The organism is Streptomyces sp. NPDC052687 (genome assembly GCF_040678395.1).
Taxonomy (GTDB): Bacteria; Actinomycetota; Actinomycetes; order Streptomycetales; family Streptomycetaceae; genus Streptomyces.
The window spans coordinates 91,524-106,280 of record NZ_JBFATR010000004.1 but is presented as its reverse complement, the minus strand read 5'-3'; the positions used below and the strand labels follow the sequence as shown (position 1 = coordinate 106,280).

Below are 14,757 nucleotides of genomic sequence, written 5' to 3'. Positions count from 1 at the left end.
CGGATGGTGGCCGGTTCAGGCCGGTATGCCCGCGGCCAGCAGTTCCACGAAGCCGACGTCCTCGTGCGCCACGCCGAAGACCTCGGCGCGCAGCAGGGTCCGCTCGGCCCACGCGCGGTGCGGCTTCACCTCGTTCATCTTGTTCGTGTACGCCGACCTGAGGACACCCCCGCCGCCGCGTTCCGGCCGCAGGATGTCCTGGGCGTCGCTGAACTCCTCGTGACTGACCACGGACAGCGCGTGCACGGGCAGCACGTGGGAGGGGTGGATGCAGGTCTTGCCGAGCAGGCCGTTGGCCTGGTCGAGCGAGATCTCCCGCAGCAGCCCGTCCATGGCGTGCTCGATCAGTCTCTCGCGCAATTCCTCCGCCTGCCCCTCAAGGAAGGGGCTGCGGCGCAACTGTGGCTTGAACATGCGCTCCTGGACCCGGAAGTACTCCCACACGGGCCCGGTCACGGTGAACCCGGTGCCGTCGGCGCGGGCGAGCATGTTCACCACGTCGGCGATCACCGAGGCGACGATCTGGACGTCGTACGCCGTCATGTCGGGGGCCCGGCGCAGGCCGTACGACGAGCAGAAGTCGGTGACGCCGAGGCGCAGCGCCAGGACACGGTCGCGGTACTTGTCGACGGCCCGGGAGATGCCCTCCAGGGTCTCCACGCGCGACTCGCGGTACAGCAGCTCCGGCGACTCCAGCACGGGCATGGCGAACAGCCGCCGCCCGCTCGCCGCCTCCGCGGTGGCCAGGGCCTCCAGGAACGGGATGCCGCGTTCCTCGGTGAACTTCGGCAGCACGAACCCGGACAGCAGCCGCACGGCCGGGCCGAGCCGGCGCACCAGGTCGGGTATCTGCTCGGGGGTGCGGACGCGGATGAACAGCAGCGGCGGCTCGGCGGCGCCGGGGCGGCCGGCGAGGTCGGCGAACTGGCGGACCAGGTTCTCCTCGCCCGCGCCGACGTCCGCGTCGTCGATCGAGTCCTCCAGGCACAGCACCATCGAGACCACGCCACGTCCGGCCTGTTTGAGGATGTCGTCGGCGAGCCGGGGCCGGGTGGCCGGGCTGTACAGCGTGGCGCCGAGGGCGGCGGCGAGCAGCCGGGCCGGGGAGTCGGCGGTGAACTCGCAGGGCTCCCGGTGGAAAAGGCGCTGCCGCACCTCAGGGGCGAGGTGCCCGAAATGACGCATAAAGCTCCCCCGTGGCGACGGATCGGCCGGTGGTGTGTCGAGAAAAGTGCCGTTAGGTGGCCGGTAATAGTACGTAGATCTCCATGTCCCGGGTTCCCACCAGGCATGAATTTCACGTAACCAGGTCTCCACATCGCGGGCTCGGCGCCACCCGACCCCGCGTTGTCGTGACCAGGACGGAGAAGGCAGGATGACCGCATGACGCACGCCATGCTGAAGGGGTCGAACGTCCCGCTCGAAGCCACGACGGTGCGCGCCGTGCTGCGCTGGACGCCCGGGCAGGGGGTCCCGGATGTCGACGCCTCGGCGCTGCTCCTCGGCCCCGACGGCCGGGTGCGCTCCGACGAGGACTTCGTCTTCTACAACCAGCCCCGGCACCCCTCCGGCACGGTCTGGCGGCTCGGCAAGAAGCGGATCGCCGAGGGCCTGACCGATACGATCCAGACGGATCTGGCCGGTGTCGAGCCCGCCGTCGGACAGATACTCCTCGTCGCTTCGGCGGACGGCGTCGCCTTCGACCGCGTACGGGATCTGCGCATCCTGCTGTACGACGCCGCCGCGCCGGACGGGGAACCGCTGGCGTACTTCGACGTGAAGCCGGAGACGGGCGAGGAGACCGCGCTGATCTGCGGCGAGCTGTACCGGCGCGGCGACACCTGGAAGTTCCGCGCGCTCGGCGAGGGTTACTCGAACGGCCTGAAGGGCCTGGCCACGGACTTCGGCATCTCGGTGGACGAGTCGGAGGCCGCGGACGAGCCGGCCCCGGCGCCGCCGTCCGCGGAGGTCTCCCAGCCCCTCCCGCCGGAACAGCCCACCCAGGCGATCCCTCCGCAGCCCGGCTACGGCTACCCGCAGCCCCCGGCCACCCAGCAGCCGCCCGCCGCGCCGCCGGCCTACGGCTACCCGCAGCCGACGAGCCCGCCGTCCTACGGCACTCCCCAGCCCACGTCCGAGTTCCGCATGCCGCCGCAGGGCCCGCAGTTCATCGGACGGTGAGGGCACGGGCGGGCGCTCACCGCTCGGCCTTGGTCTTGTGCCCCCGCCCCCACTGCAGCCCCCACCCGTAGAGCCGGTCCAGCTCGGCCTGGAACCCGTACACGAACTTCACTTCCCGCCGGACGATCATCTCGCCCTTCACGTTCTCGATCATCACCACCGCGCAGGACCGTGCCTGCGGATGCCGCTCGTCCAGCTGGATCTCTACTCGCGGCCCGCTGGTCGGGTACAGCGTCACCACCGCCTGCGTCCGGTCGAACGCGGGCGTCTGGTCGTAGATGTAGACGAACACCAGCAGCCGCTTGATCGCCTCGCGCTGGTCGAGGTTGACGTAGAGCGTCTCCCCGGACCCGGACCCGAACCGGTCGTCGCCGGTGAGCTTCACGTACGGCGGCGCGTTGACGTCCCCGAAGTAGCCGCCCAGCGGCTGCACCACGCCCTTGGTCCCGTCCTGCAGCTCGTACAGGCACCCCAGGTCCAGGTCGACGTTGACCATGCTCTGGGTGTGCCCCATCACCTCCGGCGGCCGCAGCGCCTTGAGGGGATGGCGCAGCAGGCTCTCCCGCTGCGGTCCCCCGATGTCCGAGCTGCGCATCCGCCAGGCCAGGTTGATCCGCAGGTGCCCGGTGGCCGCGCCCTGCTTGGTCAGCGACACCTGGCCGTGCCGCTTGGTCAGCTCGATCGCGTTCGTGGCCGCGTTGCCCGAGTCGAACTCGACCGTCCGCCCACGCCGGAACCCGTCCAGCAAGCCCATTCCCGCCCCCTGTAAACCCTGGATATCACCGGTCGCACACGACGGCGGGGCGGTCGCCCAGGACACGTACGTCCTCGACGACCGCCCCGCTCAGAGCGTTCCTCACCCGCGCGGGCGTCACACCCCGGACGACACCTCGGTCTTGCCCGAGGAGTCAGCTTTTCCCTCGGCCGCCGCGAGCGCCTTGTTGCGGCGGACGGAGGACCAGAAGGAGGCGGCGATCAGGACGACGCCGATGCCGCCGGTGATCAGCTCGGAGATCTCGTACTGGATGGTGACCAGCAGGATGATCGCGAGGGCGCCGATGGCGTAGTGGGCGCCGTGCTCCAGGTAGACGTAGTCGTCGAGGGTGCCCTGGCGGACCAGGTACACGGTCAGCGACCGGACGTACATGGCGCCGATGCCGAGGCCGAGGGCCATCATCACGATGTCGTTGGTGATGGCGAAGGCGCCGATGACGCCGTCGAAGGAGAAGGAGGCGTCCAGGACCTCGAGGTAGAGGAACATGAAGAACGCGGCGCGGCCGACGAGGACGATCGCCGGGCGCTGCTTGCCGCTGCGCTCGGCCTCTTCCTCCATCTCGTGCTCGCGCTCCTCCTCTTCCTCCAGCTTGTCCTCGAAGTAGCCGGAGAGACCGCCGACGATCATGTACGTGATCAGGCCGGCGACGCCGGAGAGCAGCACCGTCTCCGCCTTGTCGGCGGGCCCGGCGTGCAGGTGGGCGTGGGTGGCGAAGGTCATCGACGTGATCAGCAGGACGATCAGCGCGACGCAGACCGACAGCATGTCGACCTTGCCGAGCTTGGCCAGCGGGCGCTCCAGCCAGCCGAGCCACTTGATGTCCCGGTCCTCGAAGATGAAGTCCAGGAAAATCATCAACAGGAACATGCCACCGAAGGCGGCGATCGCCGGGTGGGCGTCGGTGACCAGTTCCTGGTAGCGGTCCTTGTCGGTGAGCGCGAGGTCGACGGCCTCGATCGGCCCGAGCTGGGCGCTGATGGCGACGATGACGACGGGGAAGACCAGCCGCATGCCGAAGACGGCGATCAGGATGCCGATCGTCAGGAAGATCTTCTGCCAGAACGGGCTCATCTTCTTGAGGATTCCGGCGTTGACCACCGCGTTGTCGAAGGACAGCGAGATCTCGAGGATGGAAAGGATCGCCACGACGCCGAAGGCGGTCCACCCCCCGTAGAAGACCGCTGCGACGAGGCCGAGCGCGGTGACCGCGAACGACCAGCCGAACGTTTTCAGAACCACTGGCTACCCAATCCCTTGTGTACGGGGTGTACGGGTCTCCCCCGCGCCGCACCCGGCTTTACGAAACGTTGACTCCGAAGTCTAGGGCGATGCCCCGCAAGCCCGACGCGTACCCCTGGCCTACGGCCCGGAACTTCCATTCTCCCCGGTGGCGGTAGACCTCGCCAAAGATCATGGCGGTCTCGGTGGAGGCGTCCTCACTGAGGTCGTACCGGGCCAGCTCGACGCCGTCGGCCTGGTTGACGACGCGGATGAAGGCGTTGCTGACCTGGCCGAAGGTCTGGCCGCGCTCGTCGGCCAGATGGATCGAGACGGGGAAGACGATCTTGTCGCACTGCGGGGGCACCTTGGACAGGTCGACCAGGATCGACTCGTCGTCGCCGTCGCCCTCGCCGGTGAGGTTGTCACCGGTGTGCTCCACCGAGCCGTCGGGGCTCTTGAGCTGGTTGTAGAAGACGAACCACTCGTCGCCCATGACCCGGCCGCCGCTGCACACCAGGGCGCTGGCGTCGAGGTCGAAGGGCGCTCCGGTGGTGGAGCGCGCGTCCCAGCCGAGTCCGATCATCACCTGCGTGAGGTTCGGCGCGGCCTTGGACAGGGAGACGTTGCCCCCCTTGGCGAGCGTGACGCCCATGATGCTGTCCCTCCCCGAGGCGATGCTTCACTGGCTGTCCTGCGCGTCCGGCGCCGCACGTAAACCGTGCGACGCCGGACGGTGACCTTCGAGACGGCTGGGCCGCTCGCTCAGACGTTCACGCCGAAGTCCTGCGCGATGCCGCGCAGACCCGAGGCGTAGCCCTGGCCGATGGCGCGGAACTTCCACTCGGCGCCGTGCCGGTACAGCTCGCCGAAGACCATGGCGGTCTCGGTGGAGGCGTCCTCACTGAGGTCGTACCGGGCGATCTCGGCGCCGCCGGCCTGGTTCACCACGCGGATGAAGGCGTTGCGGACCTGGCCGAAGGACTGCTGGCGGTTCTCGGCGTCGTAGATCGACACCGGGAAGACGATCTTGTCGACCTCGGCCGGGACAGCGGCGAGGTTGACCTTGATCTGCTCGTCGTCGCCCTCGCCCTCACCGGTGAGGTTGTCACCGGTGTGCTCCACCGAGCCGTCGGGGCTCTTGAGGTTGTTGAAGAAGACGAAGTGCCCGTCGCTGATGACCTTGCCGGCGTTGTTCAGCAGCAGTGCGCTGGCGTCGAGGTCGAAGTCCGTGCCGGTCGTGGTGCGCACGTCCCACCCCAGACCGACGATGACCGCGGTCAGGCCCGGGGCCTCCTTGGTCAGCGATACGTTGCCGCCCTTGCTGAGGCTGACTCCCACGAGTCCCTCCATTGGTGTCCTGGGGCGGGGAGCCCCGTCGTGCGTTGCTAACGGATCAAACGAGTCGATCCTAGTGACGGGTTCCCGTGCCCCGCAGGCCCTGTGGACGAACAATCAGAGGGTGTCGAGGGCCTTGACGTACTCGTTCAGGTCACGGGCGTCCGGCAGGCCGTTGACGACCGTCCAGCGGACCACGCCCTCCTTGTCGATGACGAAGGTGCCGCGCACCGCGCAGCCCTTGTCCTCGTCGAAGACGCCGTAGGCGCGGGAGACCTCGCCGTGCGGCCAGAAGTCGCTCAGCAGCGGGTACTCCAGGGACTCCTGCTCGGCGAAGACGCGCAGGGTGTGGATGGAGTCGTTGGAGACGGCGAGCACCTGGGTGTCGCGGTCGGCGAACCGCGGCAGGTTGTCGCGCACCTCGCACAGCTCGCCCGTGCACACGCCGGTGAAGGCGAACGGGTAGAAGAGCAGCACCACGTTCTTCTCGCCGCGGAAGTCCGACAGCTTCACGGTCCGGCCGTGGTTGTCCTTCAGCTCGAAGTCGGGCGCCTTGTCGCCGACCTGGATCGCCATCGTCGTGTCATCCCTTCGGTGGGCCGTTCGGACGATGACACCTTACGCAGCGGCCAGCACAAGACGACGGACGGGCTGAGCGAACTCAGCCCGTCCGTGCTCGGCTGTTCTCAGCGGACGACCGGAACGGTCACCGCTTCGACTTGGCGGCCTTCGGCGTGGCCAGGCGGCTCCCGCTCCAGTCCTTGCCCACGCTGACGCTCTTGGACGCCGTCAGACCGGCGGTCGTCGCGGCTTCCGAGATGTCGCTCGGCTCCACGTACCCCGCACGGCCCGTCTTCGGCGTGAGGAGCAGGATCGCGCCGCCTTCCTCGATGTACGTGGTGGCATCCACCAGCGCATCCGTCAGGTCGCCGTCGTCGTCACGGAACCAGAGCACAACGGCGTCGGCCACGTCGTCGTATTCCTCGTCCATCAGGTCGCCCTCGATGGCTTCCTCGATGGCCTCGCGAAGGTCCTGGTCGACGTCGTCGTCGTAGCCGATCTCCTGGACCACCTGCCCGGGCTGGAACCCCAGCCTGGCGGCAGGGTTCGTCCGCTCCTCCGCGTGGTCCGCGGTCGCGCTCACGGGTTGCCTCCTGATCATGTCTTGGGAATATCTCAGCCACGCGCGTGCGCGAAGCATTGGCCGTAGTCCACACGGGCGGGGCGGATCGCGCAAGTACCCGGCGGTTCAGACCGCCGAAACGGTGACGATCCCGGCCGTGTCGCCGCAACTTCAGGCACGTGCGCCAAGGCCAAGGTGACACACACCACACCTATCTGCCCTGTTTGTGCGTTTGGGAACCATCCAGGGGTACGACATTCGAACCTATGGCGGTTACTTCTCGGTAGAGGTGACGTTCGGCGCAGTGAGGTACACGATGGGGGAACGGCGCAAGCCTGTGGCACACGTCTTCGAACAGCTCTCACCCAGCCCTCTGACAGGTAAGGACCAGCGTGGCTTCCGGATCCGATCGCAATCCGATCATCATTGGCGGCCTTCCGAGTCAGGTTCCTGACTTCGACCCCGAGGAGACGCGGGAGTGGCTCGACTCCCTCGACGCCGCCATCGACGAGCGGGGCCGTGAGCGCGCCCGCTATCTGATGCTGCGGCTGATCGAGCGGGCCCGCGAGAAGCGCGTGGCCGTGCCCGAGATGCGCAGCACGGACTACGTCAACACCATCGCGACCAAGGACGAGCCGTTCTTCCCGGGCAACGAGGAGATCGAGCGCAGGATCCTCAACGCCACCCGCTGGAACGCCGCCGTGATGGTCTCGCGCGCCCAGCGCCCCGGCATCGGCGTCGGCGGCCACATCGCCACCTTCGCCTCCTCGGCGTCCTTGTACGACGTGGGCTTCAACCACTTCTTCCGGGGCAAGGACGAGGGCGACGGCGGCGACCAGGTCTTCTTCCAGGGGCACGCCTCGCCGGGAATCTACGCCCGCGCGTTCCTGCTGGACCGGCTGAGCGAGCGGCACCTGGACGGCTTCCGCCAGGAGAAGTCGAAGGCGCCGTACGGGTTGTCCTCCTACCCGCACCCGCGGCTGATGCCGGACTTCTGGGAGTTCCCGACCGTGTCGATGGGCCTCGGCCCGATCGGCGCGATCTACCAGGCCCGGATGAACCGCTACCTGCACGCGCGCGGCATCGCGGACACCTCGAAGTCCCATGTGTGGGCGTTCCTCGGCGACGGCGAGATGGACGAGCCGGAGTCGCTGGGCCAGCTGACCATCGCCGCCCGCGAGGGCCTGGACAACCTGACCTTCGTGGTCAACTGCAACCTCCAGCGCCTCGACGGCCCGGTGCGCGGCAACGGCAAGATCATCCAGGAGCTGGAGTCGGTCTTCCGGGGCGCCGGCTGGAACGTGATCAAGCTGGTCTGGGACCGCAGCTGGGACCCGCTGCTCGCGCAGGACCGCGACGGCGTGCTGGTCAACAAGATGAACACGACGCCGGACGGCCAGTTCCAGACGTACGCCACGGAGTCCGGCGCCTACATCCGCGAGCACTTCTTCGGCGACGACCACCGGCTGCGCGCGATGGTCGCGAACATGACCGACGACCAGATACTGCACCTGGGGCGCGGCGGTCACGACCACCGGAAGATCTACGCGGCGTACGCGGCGGCCCGCGCGCACAAGGGCCAGCCGACGGTGATCCTGGCCAAGACGATCAAGGGCTGGACGCTGGGCCCGAACTTCGAGGGCCGCAACGCCACCCACCAGATGAAGAAGCTGACGGTCGACGACCTCAAGCGGTTCCGGGACCGGCTGCACCTGCCGATCCCCGACAAGGAGCTGGAGGGCGGGCTCCCGCCGTACTACCACCCGGGGCGGGACTCCGAGGAGATCCAGTACATGCACGACCGGCGCAAGTCGCTGGGCGGGTACGTGCCGACCCGGGTCGTGCGCTCCAAGCCGCTCACCCTGCCGGGCGACCAGGCGTACGCGACCGTGAAGAAGGGCTCCGGTCAGCAGTCCATCGCGACGACCATGGCGTTCGTCCGGCTGCTGAAGGACCTCATGCGGGACAAGGAGATCGGCAAGCGGTTCGTGCTGATCGCGCCGGACGAGTACCGCACCTTCGGCATGGACTCGTTCTTCCCGAGCGCGAAGATCTACAACCCGCTCGGCCAGCAGTACGAGGCGGTCGACCGCGATCTGCTGCTCGCGTACAAGGAGTCGCCGACCGGGCAGATGCTGCACGACGGCATCTCGGAGGCGGGCTGCACGGCCTCGCTGATCGCGGCGGGCTCGTCGTACGCCACGCACGGCGAGCCGCTGATCCCGGTGTACGTCTTCTACTCGATGTTCGGTTTCCAGCGCACCGGCGACCAGTTCTGGCAGATGTCCGACCAGCTGGCGCGCGGTTTCGTGCTGGGCGCGACCGCAGGGCGCACGACCCTGACGGGTGAGGGGTTGCAGCACGCGGACGGCCACTCCCAGCTGCTCGCCTCCACCAATCCGGGCTGTGTGGCGTACGACCCCGCCTTCGGGTTCGAGATCGCGCACATCGTCAAGGACGGGCTGCGCCGGATGTACGGCGCCAGTGAGGAGCACCCGCACGGCGAGGACGTCTTCTACTACCTGACCGTCTACAACGAGCCGATCCAGCACCCGGCCGAGCCGGAGAACGTCGACGTCGAGGGCATCCTCAAGGGCGTCCACCGGTTCAGCGAGGGCACGGCCGGCCGGATCCCGGCGCAGATCATCGCCTCCGGCGTGGCCGTGCCGTGGGCGGTCGAGGCGCAGAAGATCCTCGCCGAGGAGTGGGACGTACGGGCCGACGTGTGGTCCGCGACCTCCTGGAACGAGCTGCGGCGGGACGCGGTCGCGTGCGAGGAGCACAATCTGCTGCACCCGGAGGAGGAGCAGCGGGTGCCGTACGTGACGCGGAAGCTGTCCGGGGCGGAGGGGCCGTTCGTGGCCGTCTCCGACTGGATGCGGTCGGTCCCGGACCAGATCGCCCGCTGGGTGCCCGGGACGTACCAGTCGCTCGGCGCCGACGGCTTCGGCTTCGCCGACACCCGGGGCGCGGCGCGGCGGTTCTTCCACATCGACGCGCAGTCGATCGTGGTGGCGGTCCTCGCCGAGCTGGCGAAGGAGGGGAAGGTGGACCGGTCGGTGCTGAAGCAGGCCGTGGACCGGTACCGGCTGCTCGACGTGTCGGCGGCGGACCCCGGCGTCGCGGGCGGCGACGCGTAGCACGGGCCGTGCCGGACGGGGGCGGCGGACCTGCGGGTCCGCCGCCCCCCATCCGCGTTCCCTACGATGCCCGGCATGAGGGAAGAGTCCGCGCGGATCCGGTGGGAAGAGCGCACCCAGAAACCGCTGATGGCGCTGGCCGTGGCCTTCGCCGTCGCCTATGCCGTGCCCATCGTGCACAGTTCGGCGAGCGAGCCGGTCACGTTCGCGTGCGCGGTCGTCGAGTGGACGGTGTGGGGCGCGTTCGCCACCGATTACCTGGTGCGGCTGGCGCTTGCCGGGCGGCGCGTGGAGTTCGTCCGGCGGCACTGGATCGATCTGTGCGCGGTGCTGCTGCCGATGATCCAGCCGCTGCGGCTGCTGCGGCTGGTGTCGACGCTGCTGCTGGTGGGGCAGCGGGCGCGGATGGCCTCGCAGATCCGGCTGACGACGTATGTCGCCGGGGCGGTGGTGGGCCTGCTGATGTTCGGGTCACTGGCCGTGCTGTCCGTGGAACGCGAGGCGCCGGACGGGAACATCCGGACACTGGGTGACGCGGTGTGGTGGTCGTTCACGACGATGACGACCGTGGGGTACGGGGACCACGCGCCGACCACCGGGGTGGGGCGGTTGCTGGCGGTGGGGCTGATGCTGTCCGGGATCGCGCTGCTGGGTCTGGTGACCGCGAACATCGCCGCGTGGTTCATCTCGCGGTTCGAGAGCGACGACGCGGAGGAGCGGCGGCAGACGGAGGCGATCGCCGCGCTGACCCAGGAGGTGCGGGCGCTGCGGTCGGAGGTGGCCGCCCTGCGGGAGTCCAGGTGAGAGCCCGCGCCGAGGCGTCTTGCCGCGCGGGGAAGCGGGAGTCGGGCGATGGCGGGCCTGCGCGGTCCTGCCCGGTCCGTGGCCTCATCCGGTCGCGTGAGCGGGGGTACCCGCGCGGTCCGTGTCCGGACAGCCCGCCATCGACAAGTCCCTGAACCGCTCGGTTCCTCGGGTTTTCCGATGAGGTGCGGGTACCCCCGTCGCGCTTCTCAATCCTGCCTGCCGGCGCGCCACCCCCCTCCAGCGGCGCGCCGCAGCCCAGGTCGCCCTGCTCGCGTGGAACGTGCCGACGGAACATGCCGTACGGAGGGCTTGACCCACTGTGACCTGCGGCGCGCCCGGGTGGGGAGGGATCTTGAGCGTTGTCACCCTGATAGGGGAAACGACGCCTGGGGCGGATGTGCCGTCAGATGTGCGCCGCGCCCGCTCCGGCCTGCGCGTTCTCGCCGCGCTTGGTGAGGAAGGCGACGAACACCGCCACGACGGCGACGCCCGCGGCGACCAGCGACGCCAGGGACATGCCGGAGATGAAGGTGTCGTGCGCGACGTCGGTGATCTTCGCGGCGATCTCCGGCGGGGTGCCGGGCGGGACCGGGGCCGCACCGGCCTGGATGGCCTCGGAGGCCTGCGCCTCCTGCTCCGGGCTGAGCGGCGGGAGGCCCGCGTCGGCCCAGTTGCCGGCGAGGTCGCTGTCGACCTTGGAGACCATCACGGCACCCAGCACGGCCGTGCCGAGGCTGCCGCCGATCTGCATCGCCGCCTGCTGGAGACCGCCCGCGACGCCCGACAGCTCCATCGGGGCGTTGCCCACGATGACCTCGGTGGCGCCGACCATGACCGGCGCGAGCCCCAGGCCGAGCAGGGCGAACCACAGGGACATCACCCCGCTGCCGGTGTCCTCCCGCAGCGTGGACATGCCCCACATGGCGAGCGCGGTGACGGCCATGCCGCCGGCCAGCGGGATCCGCGGGCCGAACTTGGTGATCATCGCGCCGGCCAGCGGGGAGCCGACGATCATCATGCCGGTGAGGGGCAGCAGGTGCAGGCCGGCGTCGACCGGGCCCATGCCGTGCACGTTCTGCAGGTAGAACGTCACGAAGAACAGGCCGCCCATGAAGGCGATGGCCATCAGGACCATCAGCACGACACCCGCGGACAGCGAGAGCGAGCGGAACAGGCCCAGGGGGATCAGCGGCTCCTTCACCTTCGTCTCCCAGAAGGTGAACAGCGCGAAGCCGACCAGGGAGGCGCCGAGGAAGGCCCACGTCCGGCCGTCGCCCCAGCCCCACTCGGACGGCGGGGCCTTGATGATGCCCCAGACCAGGCAGAACATCGCGCCGGACAGCAGAGCGATGCCCGGCAGGTCGAAGGAGCGCGGCGCGTTCTCGGCGCGGTGGTCGACCAGGATCAGGACGCCGAGGACGACGGCGAGGACACCGACCGGCACGTTGATGAAGAACACCGACTGCCAGTTGACGTGCTCGACGAGCACACCGCCGAGGATCGGGCCGCCGGCGGTGGAGGCGCCGATGACCATGCCCCAGATGCCGATCGCCATGTTGAGCTTCTCGGCCGGGAAGGTGGCCCGCAGCAGGCCGAGCGCGGCCGGCATGAGCAGCGCGCCGAACAGGCCCTGGAGGACCCGGAAGGTGACGACCAGCGCGATGCTGCCGGACATGCCGATGAGCCCGGAGGCGACGGCGAAGCCGACGACGCCGATGAGGAAGGTCTGCCGGTGGCCGAAGCGGTCACCGAGCTTGCCGGCGGTGATCAGGGAGACCGCGAGGGCGAGGAAGTAGCCGTTGGTGATCCACTGGACGTCGGCGAAGCTCGCCTTCAGGTCGTCCTTGATCGCGGGGTTGGCGATGGCCACGATGGTGCCGTCGAGGGCCACCATCATGACCCCGACGGCGACGGTGATGAGGGTGAACCACGGGTGGCCGCGCAGCCCCTTGGCGGGTGCCGGACCGGACGGGGCTGATGCGCCGTCCCCCGGCCCCGTCGAGTCGATGGTGGTCTGACTAGTCATACTTTCGAGGCTAGTGACAGCCGCTGACAGTTGACAAACGATTTCAGGTTTCGGTAACTGACACGTCACCTGGGTACGGTCCGGGCCGGCGGGACAGTTCAGACAGTTCGGAGAAGAGGTGCCATGAACACGGCGACACCGCCCGGCCTGCGCGAGCGCAAGAAACAGCGCACCCGGGACGCGCTGATCCGGGCCGCCCTCGAACTGTTCACCACGCGGGGCTACGAGCAGACCACCGTCGACGAGATCGCCGCGGCCGTCGACGTCTCGCAGCGCACCTTCTTCCGCTACTTCGCGGGCAAGGAGGAGGCCGCCCTCGCCGCCCAGCAGCTGGCCATGGACCACTTCGTCGAGGCCCTGTGCGCCCGCCCCGCCCAGGAGCCGCCGCTGGAGGCGATGCGCCGGGCCGTGCAGGAGGGCTGGGACACCCTGCACGAGATCGTCGAGGCCGTCGTGCCGATCGAGCTGTATCTGCGGATGTACCGGGTGATCGAGTCGACGCCGGTCCTGCTCGCCGCCTACCTGCGCAGCTCCGCGGAGGCCGAGGAGCGGATCGCCCGGCTGATCGCGCGGCGGGAGGGCCTGGACGTGGACGCCGATCCGCGCCCCCGGGTGGCGGTGGCCGTCTTCGGCGGGGTGATAAGGGTCACCGAGCGGCTGTGGAGCGCGGGGGACGACTTCAGCGTGGAGGCGCTGCGCGCGCTGACGGCGGCCTACCTCGATCAGGTGGGGCCGGCGCTCGCGGAGAACTGGCGCACGCCGTAGAGCCGCGGAAACGGGGGCCATCGTCCCCACGGGGTCACGCCTCGCCACCCCCGCGGAACGCGCAACCCATCCGCCTGCTCCGCGACCGGACACCCAAACGTGATGCCTGTCACACGGGTCACGCGAGACCCTCTCGTTCTCCTAGTGTGTCCTCCCAGTGACTTCCTTCGGCACCTCCCCGCAACTCAACCTCTGGCGCGCGCTGCTCGCGCTGGCGGTCGTCTTCGTCATGCTGGCGACCACCGGCTGGACCGCGCTGAAGGGCCACCGGGAGACCACCCCGTTGCAGGCCTCCCTCACCGCCTGGGAGCGGGGGCGGATCGACGGGCACCCGCTGCCGGACCCGGACTCCGGCCCCGACCGGCTGGCCCGCTTCTTCGCCTCGCTCACCGAGGCCCAGCGCACCCGTCTCGCCCACCGCTATCCGCTCGCGGTCGGCAACATGAACGGCGCCCCCGTGGACCTGCGCTACCGCGCCAACCGCGTCGCCCTCGCCCAGGCCGGGAAAGTGGAGCGGCGGCGCATGCGCGACAGCCGGCTCACCCCGGCCGGACAGCAGGAGGCCGGCCGCCGGATGCACCGCTTCGAGGCGCTGATGCGCGAGGGGCGGCACATCCTCGCCTTCGACCCCGAGGGTTCGGGCCGGATCGCCGAGGTCTTCGGCGACCTCACCCGGGCCGAGCGGATCTCCGTCGTCGTCCCCGGCGTCGACACCGACCTGCTCACCTTCCAGCGCACCCGCCGCGCCCACTCCGCCCCGGTCGGCATGGCGAAGTCGCTGTACGCCGCCGAACGCGCGGCGAGCCCCGGCACCCGCACCGCCGTGATCGCCTGGGCCGACTACACCGCCCCCAGCGGCATCGGCATGGACGCGGCCACCGCGCACCGCGCCGCGGACGGCGCCGTCCGGCTGACCGCGCTGGTGCGCGCGCTGCCCGGCGACGCGCCGGTCTCCCTGTTCTGCCACAGCTACGGCTCGGTGGTGTGCGGCGTCGCCGCGCCCGCGCTGCCGCGGCGGGTCGCCGACATAGCGGTGGCCGGCAGCCCCGGCATGCGGGTCGCGAAGGCGGCGCACCTGGGCACCTCCGCCCATGTGTGGGCCATGCGGGACGCCGACGACTGGATCCAGGACGTGCCGTATCTCGACCTCGGCGGCCTCGGGCACGGCGCGGACCCGATGTCCGCCGCCTTCGGCGCCCGGCTGCTGTCGGCGCGCGGCGCCCGGGGGCACGCCGGGTACTTCGAACCGGGCACGGAGAGCCTGGCGAACCTCGCCGAGATCGGGGTTGGCGCGTACCGCGCGGTGGACTGCGCCGACGATCGGGGCATGTGCCGGGCGGGTTTGTCCGGTGCGTTCCCGGCCGGACGCGCGTAGAGGACGGAA

General features: G+C 69.8%; 13 protein-coding genes. 5 read left to right on the top strand and 8 right to left on the bottom strand.

All coding sequences use genetic code 11. The features are described 5' to 3' along the window. Positions 1-15: 15 nt before the first annotated feature. Positions 16-1,185 (bottom strand): HpcH/HpaI aldolase/citrate lyase family protein, encoded by a 1,170-nt coding sequence (locus AB0K92_RS06695; RefSeq protein WP_365920074.1) that lies wholly within the window; start codon positions 1,183-1,185, stop codon positions 16-18. Between the two features lie 198 nt (positions 1,186-1,383). Here AB0K92_RS06695 and AB0K92_RS06690 point away from each other — a divergent pair, with 198 nt between their 5' ends. Further along, positions 1,384-2,181: a TerD family protein gene (locus AB0K92_RS06690; RefSeq protein ID WP_365920072.1), complete on the top strand. Its 798-nt coding sequence runs from the start codon at positions 1,384-1,386 to the stop codon at positions 2,179-2,181. Between the two features lie 16 nt (positions 2,182-2,197). Here AB0K92_RS06690 and AB0K92_RS06685 read toward each other — a convergent pair whose 3' ends face one another. The 6 genes from AB0K92_RS06685 to AB0K92_RS06660 form a co-directional block, all read right to left on the bottom strand. Then, on the bottom strand, positions 2,198-2,935 hold the full coding sequence (locus tag AB0K92_RS06685; protein WP_365920070.1) for a Tellurium resistance: 738 nt from the start codon (positions 2,933-2,935) through the stop codon (positions 2,198-2,200). Between the two features lie 117 nt (positions 2,936-3,052). Continuing rightward, on the bottom strand, positions 3,053-4,195 hold the full coding sequence (locus AB0K92_RS06680; protein WP_165997972.1) for a DUF475 domain-containing protein: 1,143 nt from the start codon (positions 4,193-4,195) through the stop codon (positions 3,053-3,055). Between the two features lie 58 nt (positions 4,196-4,253). Then, the gene (locus AB0K92_RS06675) at positions 4,254-4,829 is read right to left on the bottom strand and encodes a TerD family protein (RefSeq protein WP_165997974.1); all 576 of its coding nucleotides are present in this window, start codon (positions 4,827-4,829) and stop codon (positions 4,254-4,256) included. A 110-nt stretch (positions 4,830-4,939) separates the two neighbouring features. Further along, positions 4,940-5,515, bottom strand: a complete 576-nt coding sequence (locus tag AB0K92_RS06670) for a TerD family protein (RefSeq protein ID WP_165997975.1) — start codon at positions 5,513-5,515, stop codon at positions 4,940-4,942. A gap of 114 nt (positions 5,516-5,629) precedes the next feature. Next, positions 5,630-6,088 (bottom strand): peroxiredoxin, encoded by a 459-nt coding sequence (locus AB0K92_RS06665; RefSeq protein WP_165997977.1) that lies wholly within the window; start codon positions 6,086-6,088, stop codon positions 5,630-5,632. A gap of 130 nt (positions 6,089-6,218) precedes the next feature. Then, positions 6,219-6,656, bottom strand: coding sequence for a DUF3052 domain-containing protein (locus AB0K92_RS06660; RefSeq protein ID WP_206313039.1), 438 nt, complete (start codon positions 6,654-6,656; stop codon positions 6,219-6,221). 371 nt (positions 6,657-7,027) lie between these two features. Here AB0K92_RS06660 and aceE point away from each other — a divergent pair, with 371 nt between their 5' ends. Beyond that, the gene (gene aceE / locus AB0K92_RS06655) at positions 7,028-9,775 is read left to right on the top strand and encodes a pyruvate dehydrogenase (acetyl-transferring), homodimeric type (protein ID WP_365920067.1); all 2,748 of its coding nucleotides are present in this window, start codon (positions 7,028-7,030) and stop codon (positions 9,773-9,775) included. A gap of 75 nt (positions 9,776-9,850) precedes the next feature. Continuing rightward, entirely contained in the window at positions 9,851-10,579 is a 729-nt protein-coding gene (locus AB0K92_RS06650; RefSeq protein ID WP_365920065.1) for a potassium channel family protein, read from the top strand. 406 nt (positions 10,580-10,985) lie between these two features. Here AB0K92_RS06650 and AB0K92_RS06645 read toward each other — a convergent pair whose 3' ends face one another. Further along, positions 10,986-12,608, bottom strand: a complete 1,623-nt coding sequence (locus AB0K92_RS06645) for an MFS transporter (protein WP_365920063.1) — start codon at positions 12,606-12,608, stop codon at positions 10,986-10,988. Between the two features lie 123 nt (positions 12,609-12,731). Between AB0K92_RS06645 and AB0K92_RS06640 the strand changes: the two genes are divergently transcribed. After that, the gene (locus AB0K92_RS06640) at positions 12,732-13,373 is read left to right on the top strand and encodes a TetR family transcriptional regulator (RefSeq protein ID WP_365920061.1); all 642 of its coding nucleotides are present in this window, start codon (positions 12,732-12,734) and stop codon (positions 13,371-13,373) included. Between the two features lie 157 nt (positions 13,374-13,530). Continuing rightward, complete coding sequence (locus AB0K92_RS06635; RefSeq protein ID WP_365920059.1) at positions 13,531-14,748, top strand: alpha/beta hydrolase; 1,218 nt, start codon at positions 13,531-13,533, stop codon at positions 14,746-14,748. Positions 14,749-14,757 lie beyond the last annotated feature (9 nt).

Coding starts and splice junctions, on each gene's coding strand:
- AB0K92_RS06675 (WP_165997974.1), bottom strand. CDS start 4,829: ATGGGCGTCACGCTCGCCAAGGGGGGCAACGTCTCCCTGTCCAAGGCC.
- AB0K92_RS06695 (WP_365920074.1), bottom strand. CDS start 1,185: ATGCGTCATTTCGGGCACCTCGCCCCTGAGGTGCGGCAGCGCCTTTTC.
- AB0K92_RS06650 (WP_365920065.1), top strand. CDS start 9,851: ATGAGGGAAGAGTCCGCGCGGATCCGGTGGGAAGAGCGCACCCAGAAA.
- AB0K92_RS06690 (WP_365920072.1), top strand. CDS start 1,384: ATGACGCACGCCATGCTGAAGGGGTCGAACGTCCCGCTCGAAGCCACG.
- AB0K92_RS06645 (WP_365920063.1), bottom strand. CDS start 12,608: ATGACTAGTCAGACCACCATCGACTCGACGGGGCCGGGGGACGGCGCA.
- AB0K92_RS06640 (WP_365920061.1), top strand. CDS start 12,732: ATGAACACGGCGACACCGCCCGGCCTGCGCGAGCGCAAGAAACAGCGC.
- AB0K92_RS06665 (WP_165997977.1), bottom strand. CDS start 6,088: ATGGCGATCCAGGTCGGCGACAAGGCGCCCGACTTCGAGCTGAAGGAC.
- AB0K92_RS06685 (WP_365920070.1), bottom strand. CDS start 2,935: ATGGGCTTGCTGGACGGGTTCCGGCGTGGGCGGACGGTCGAGTTCGAC.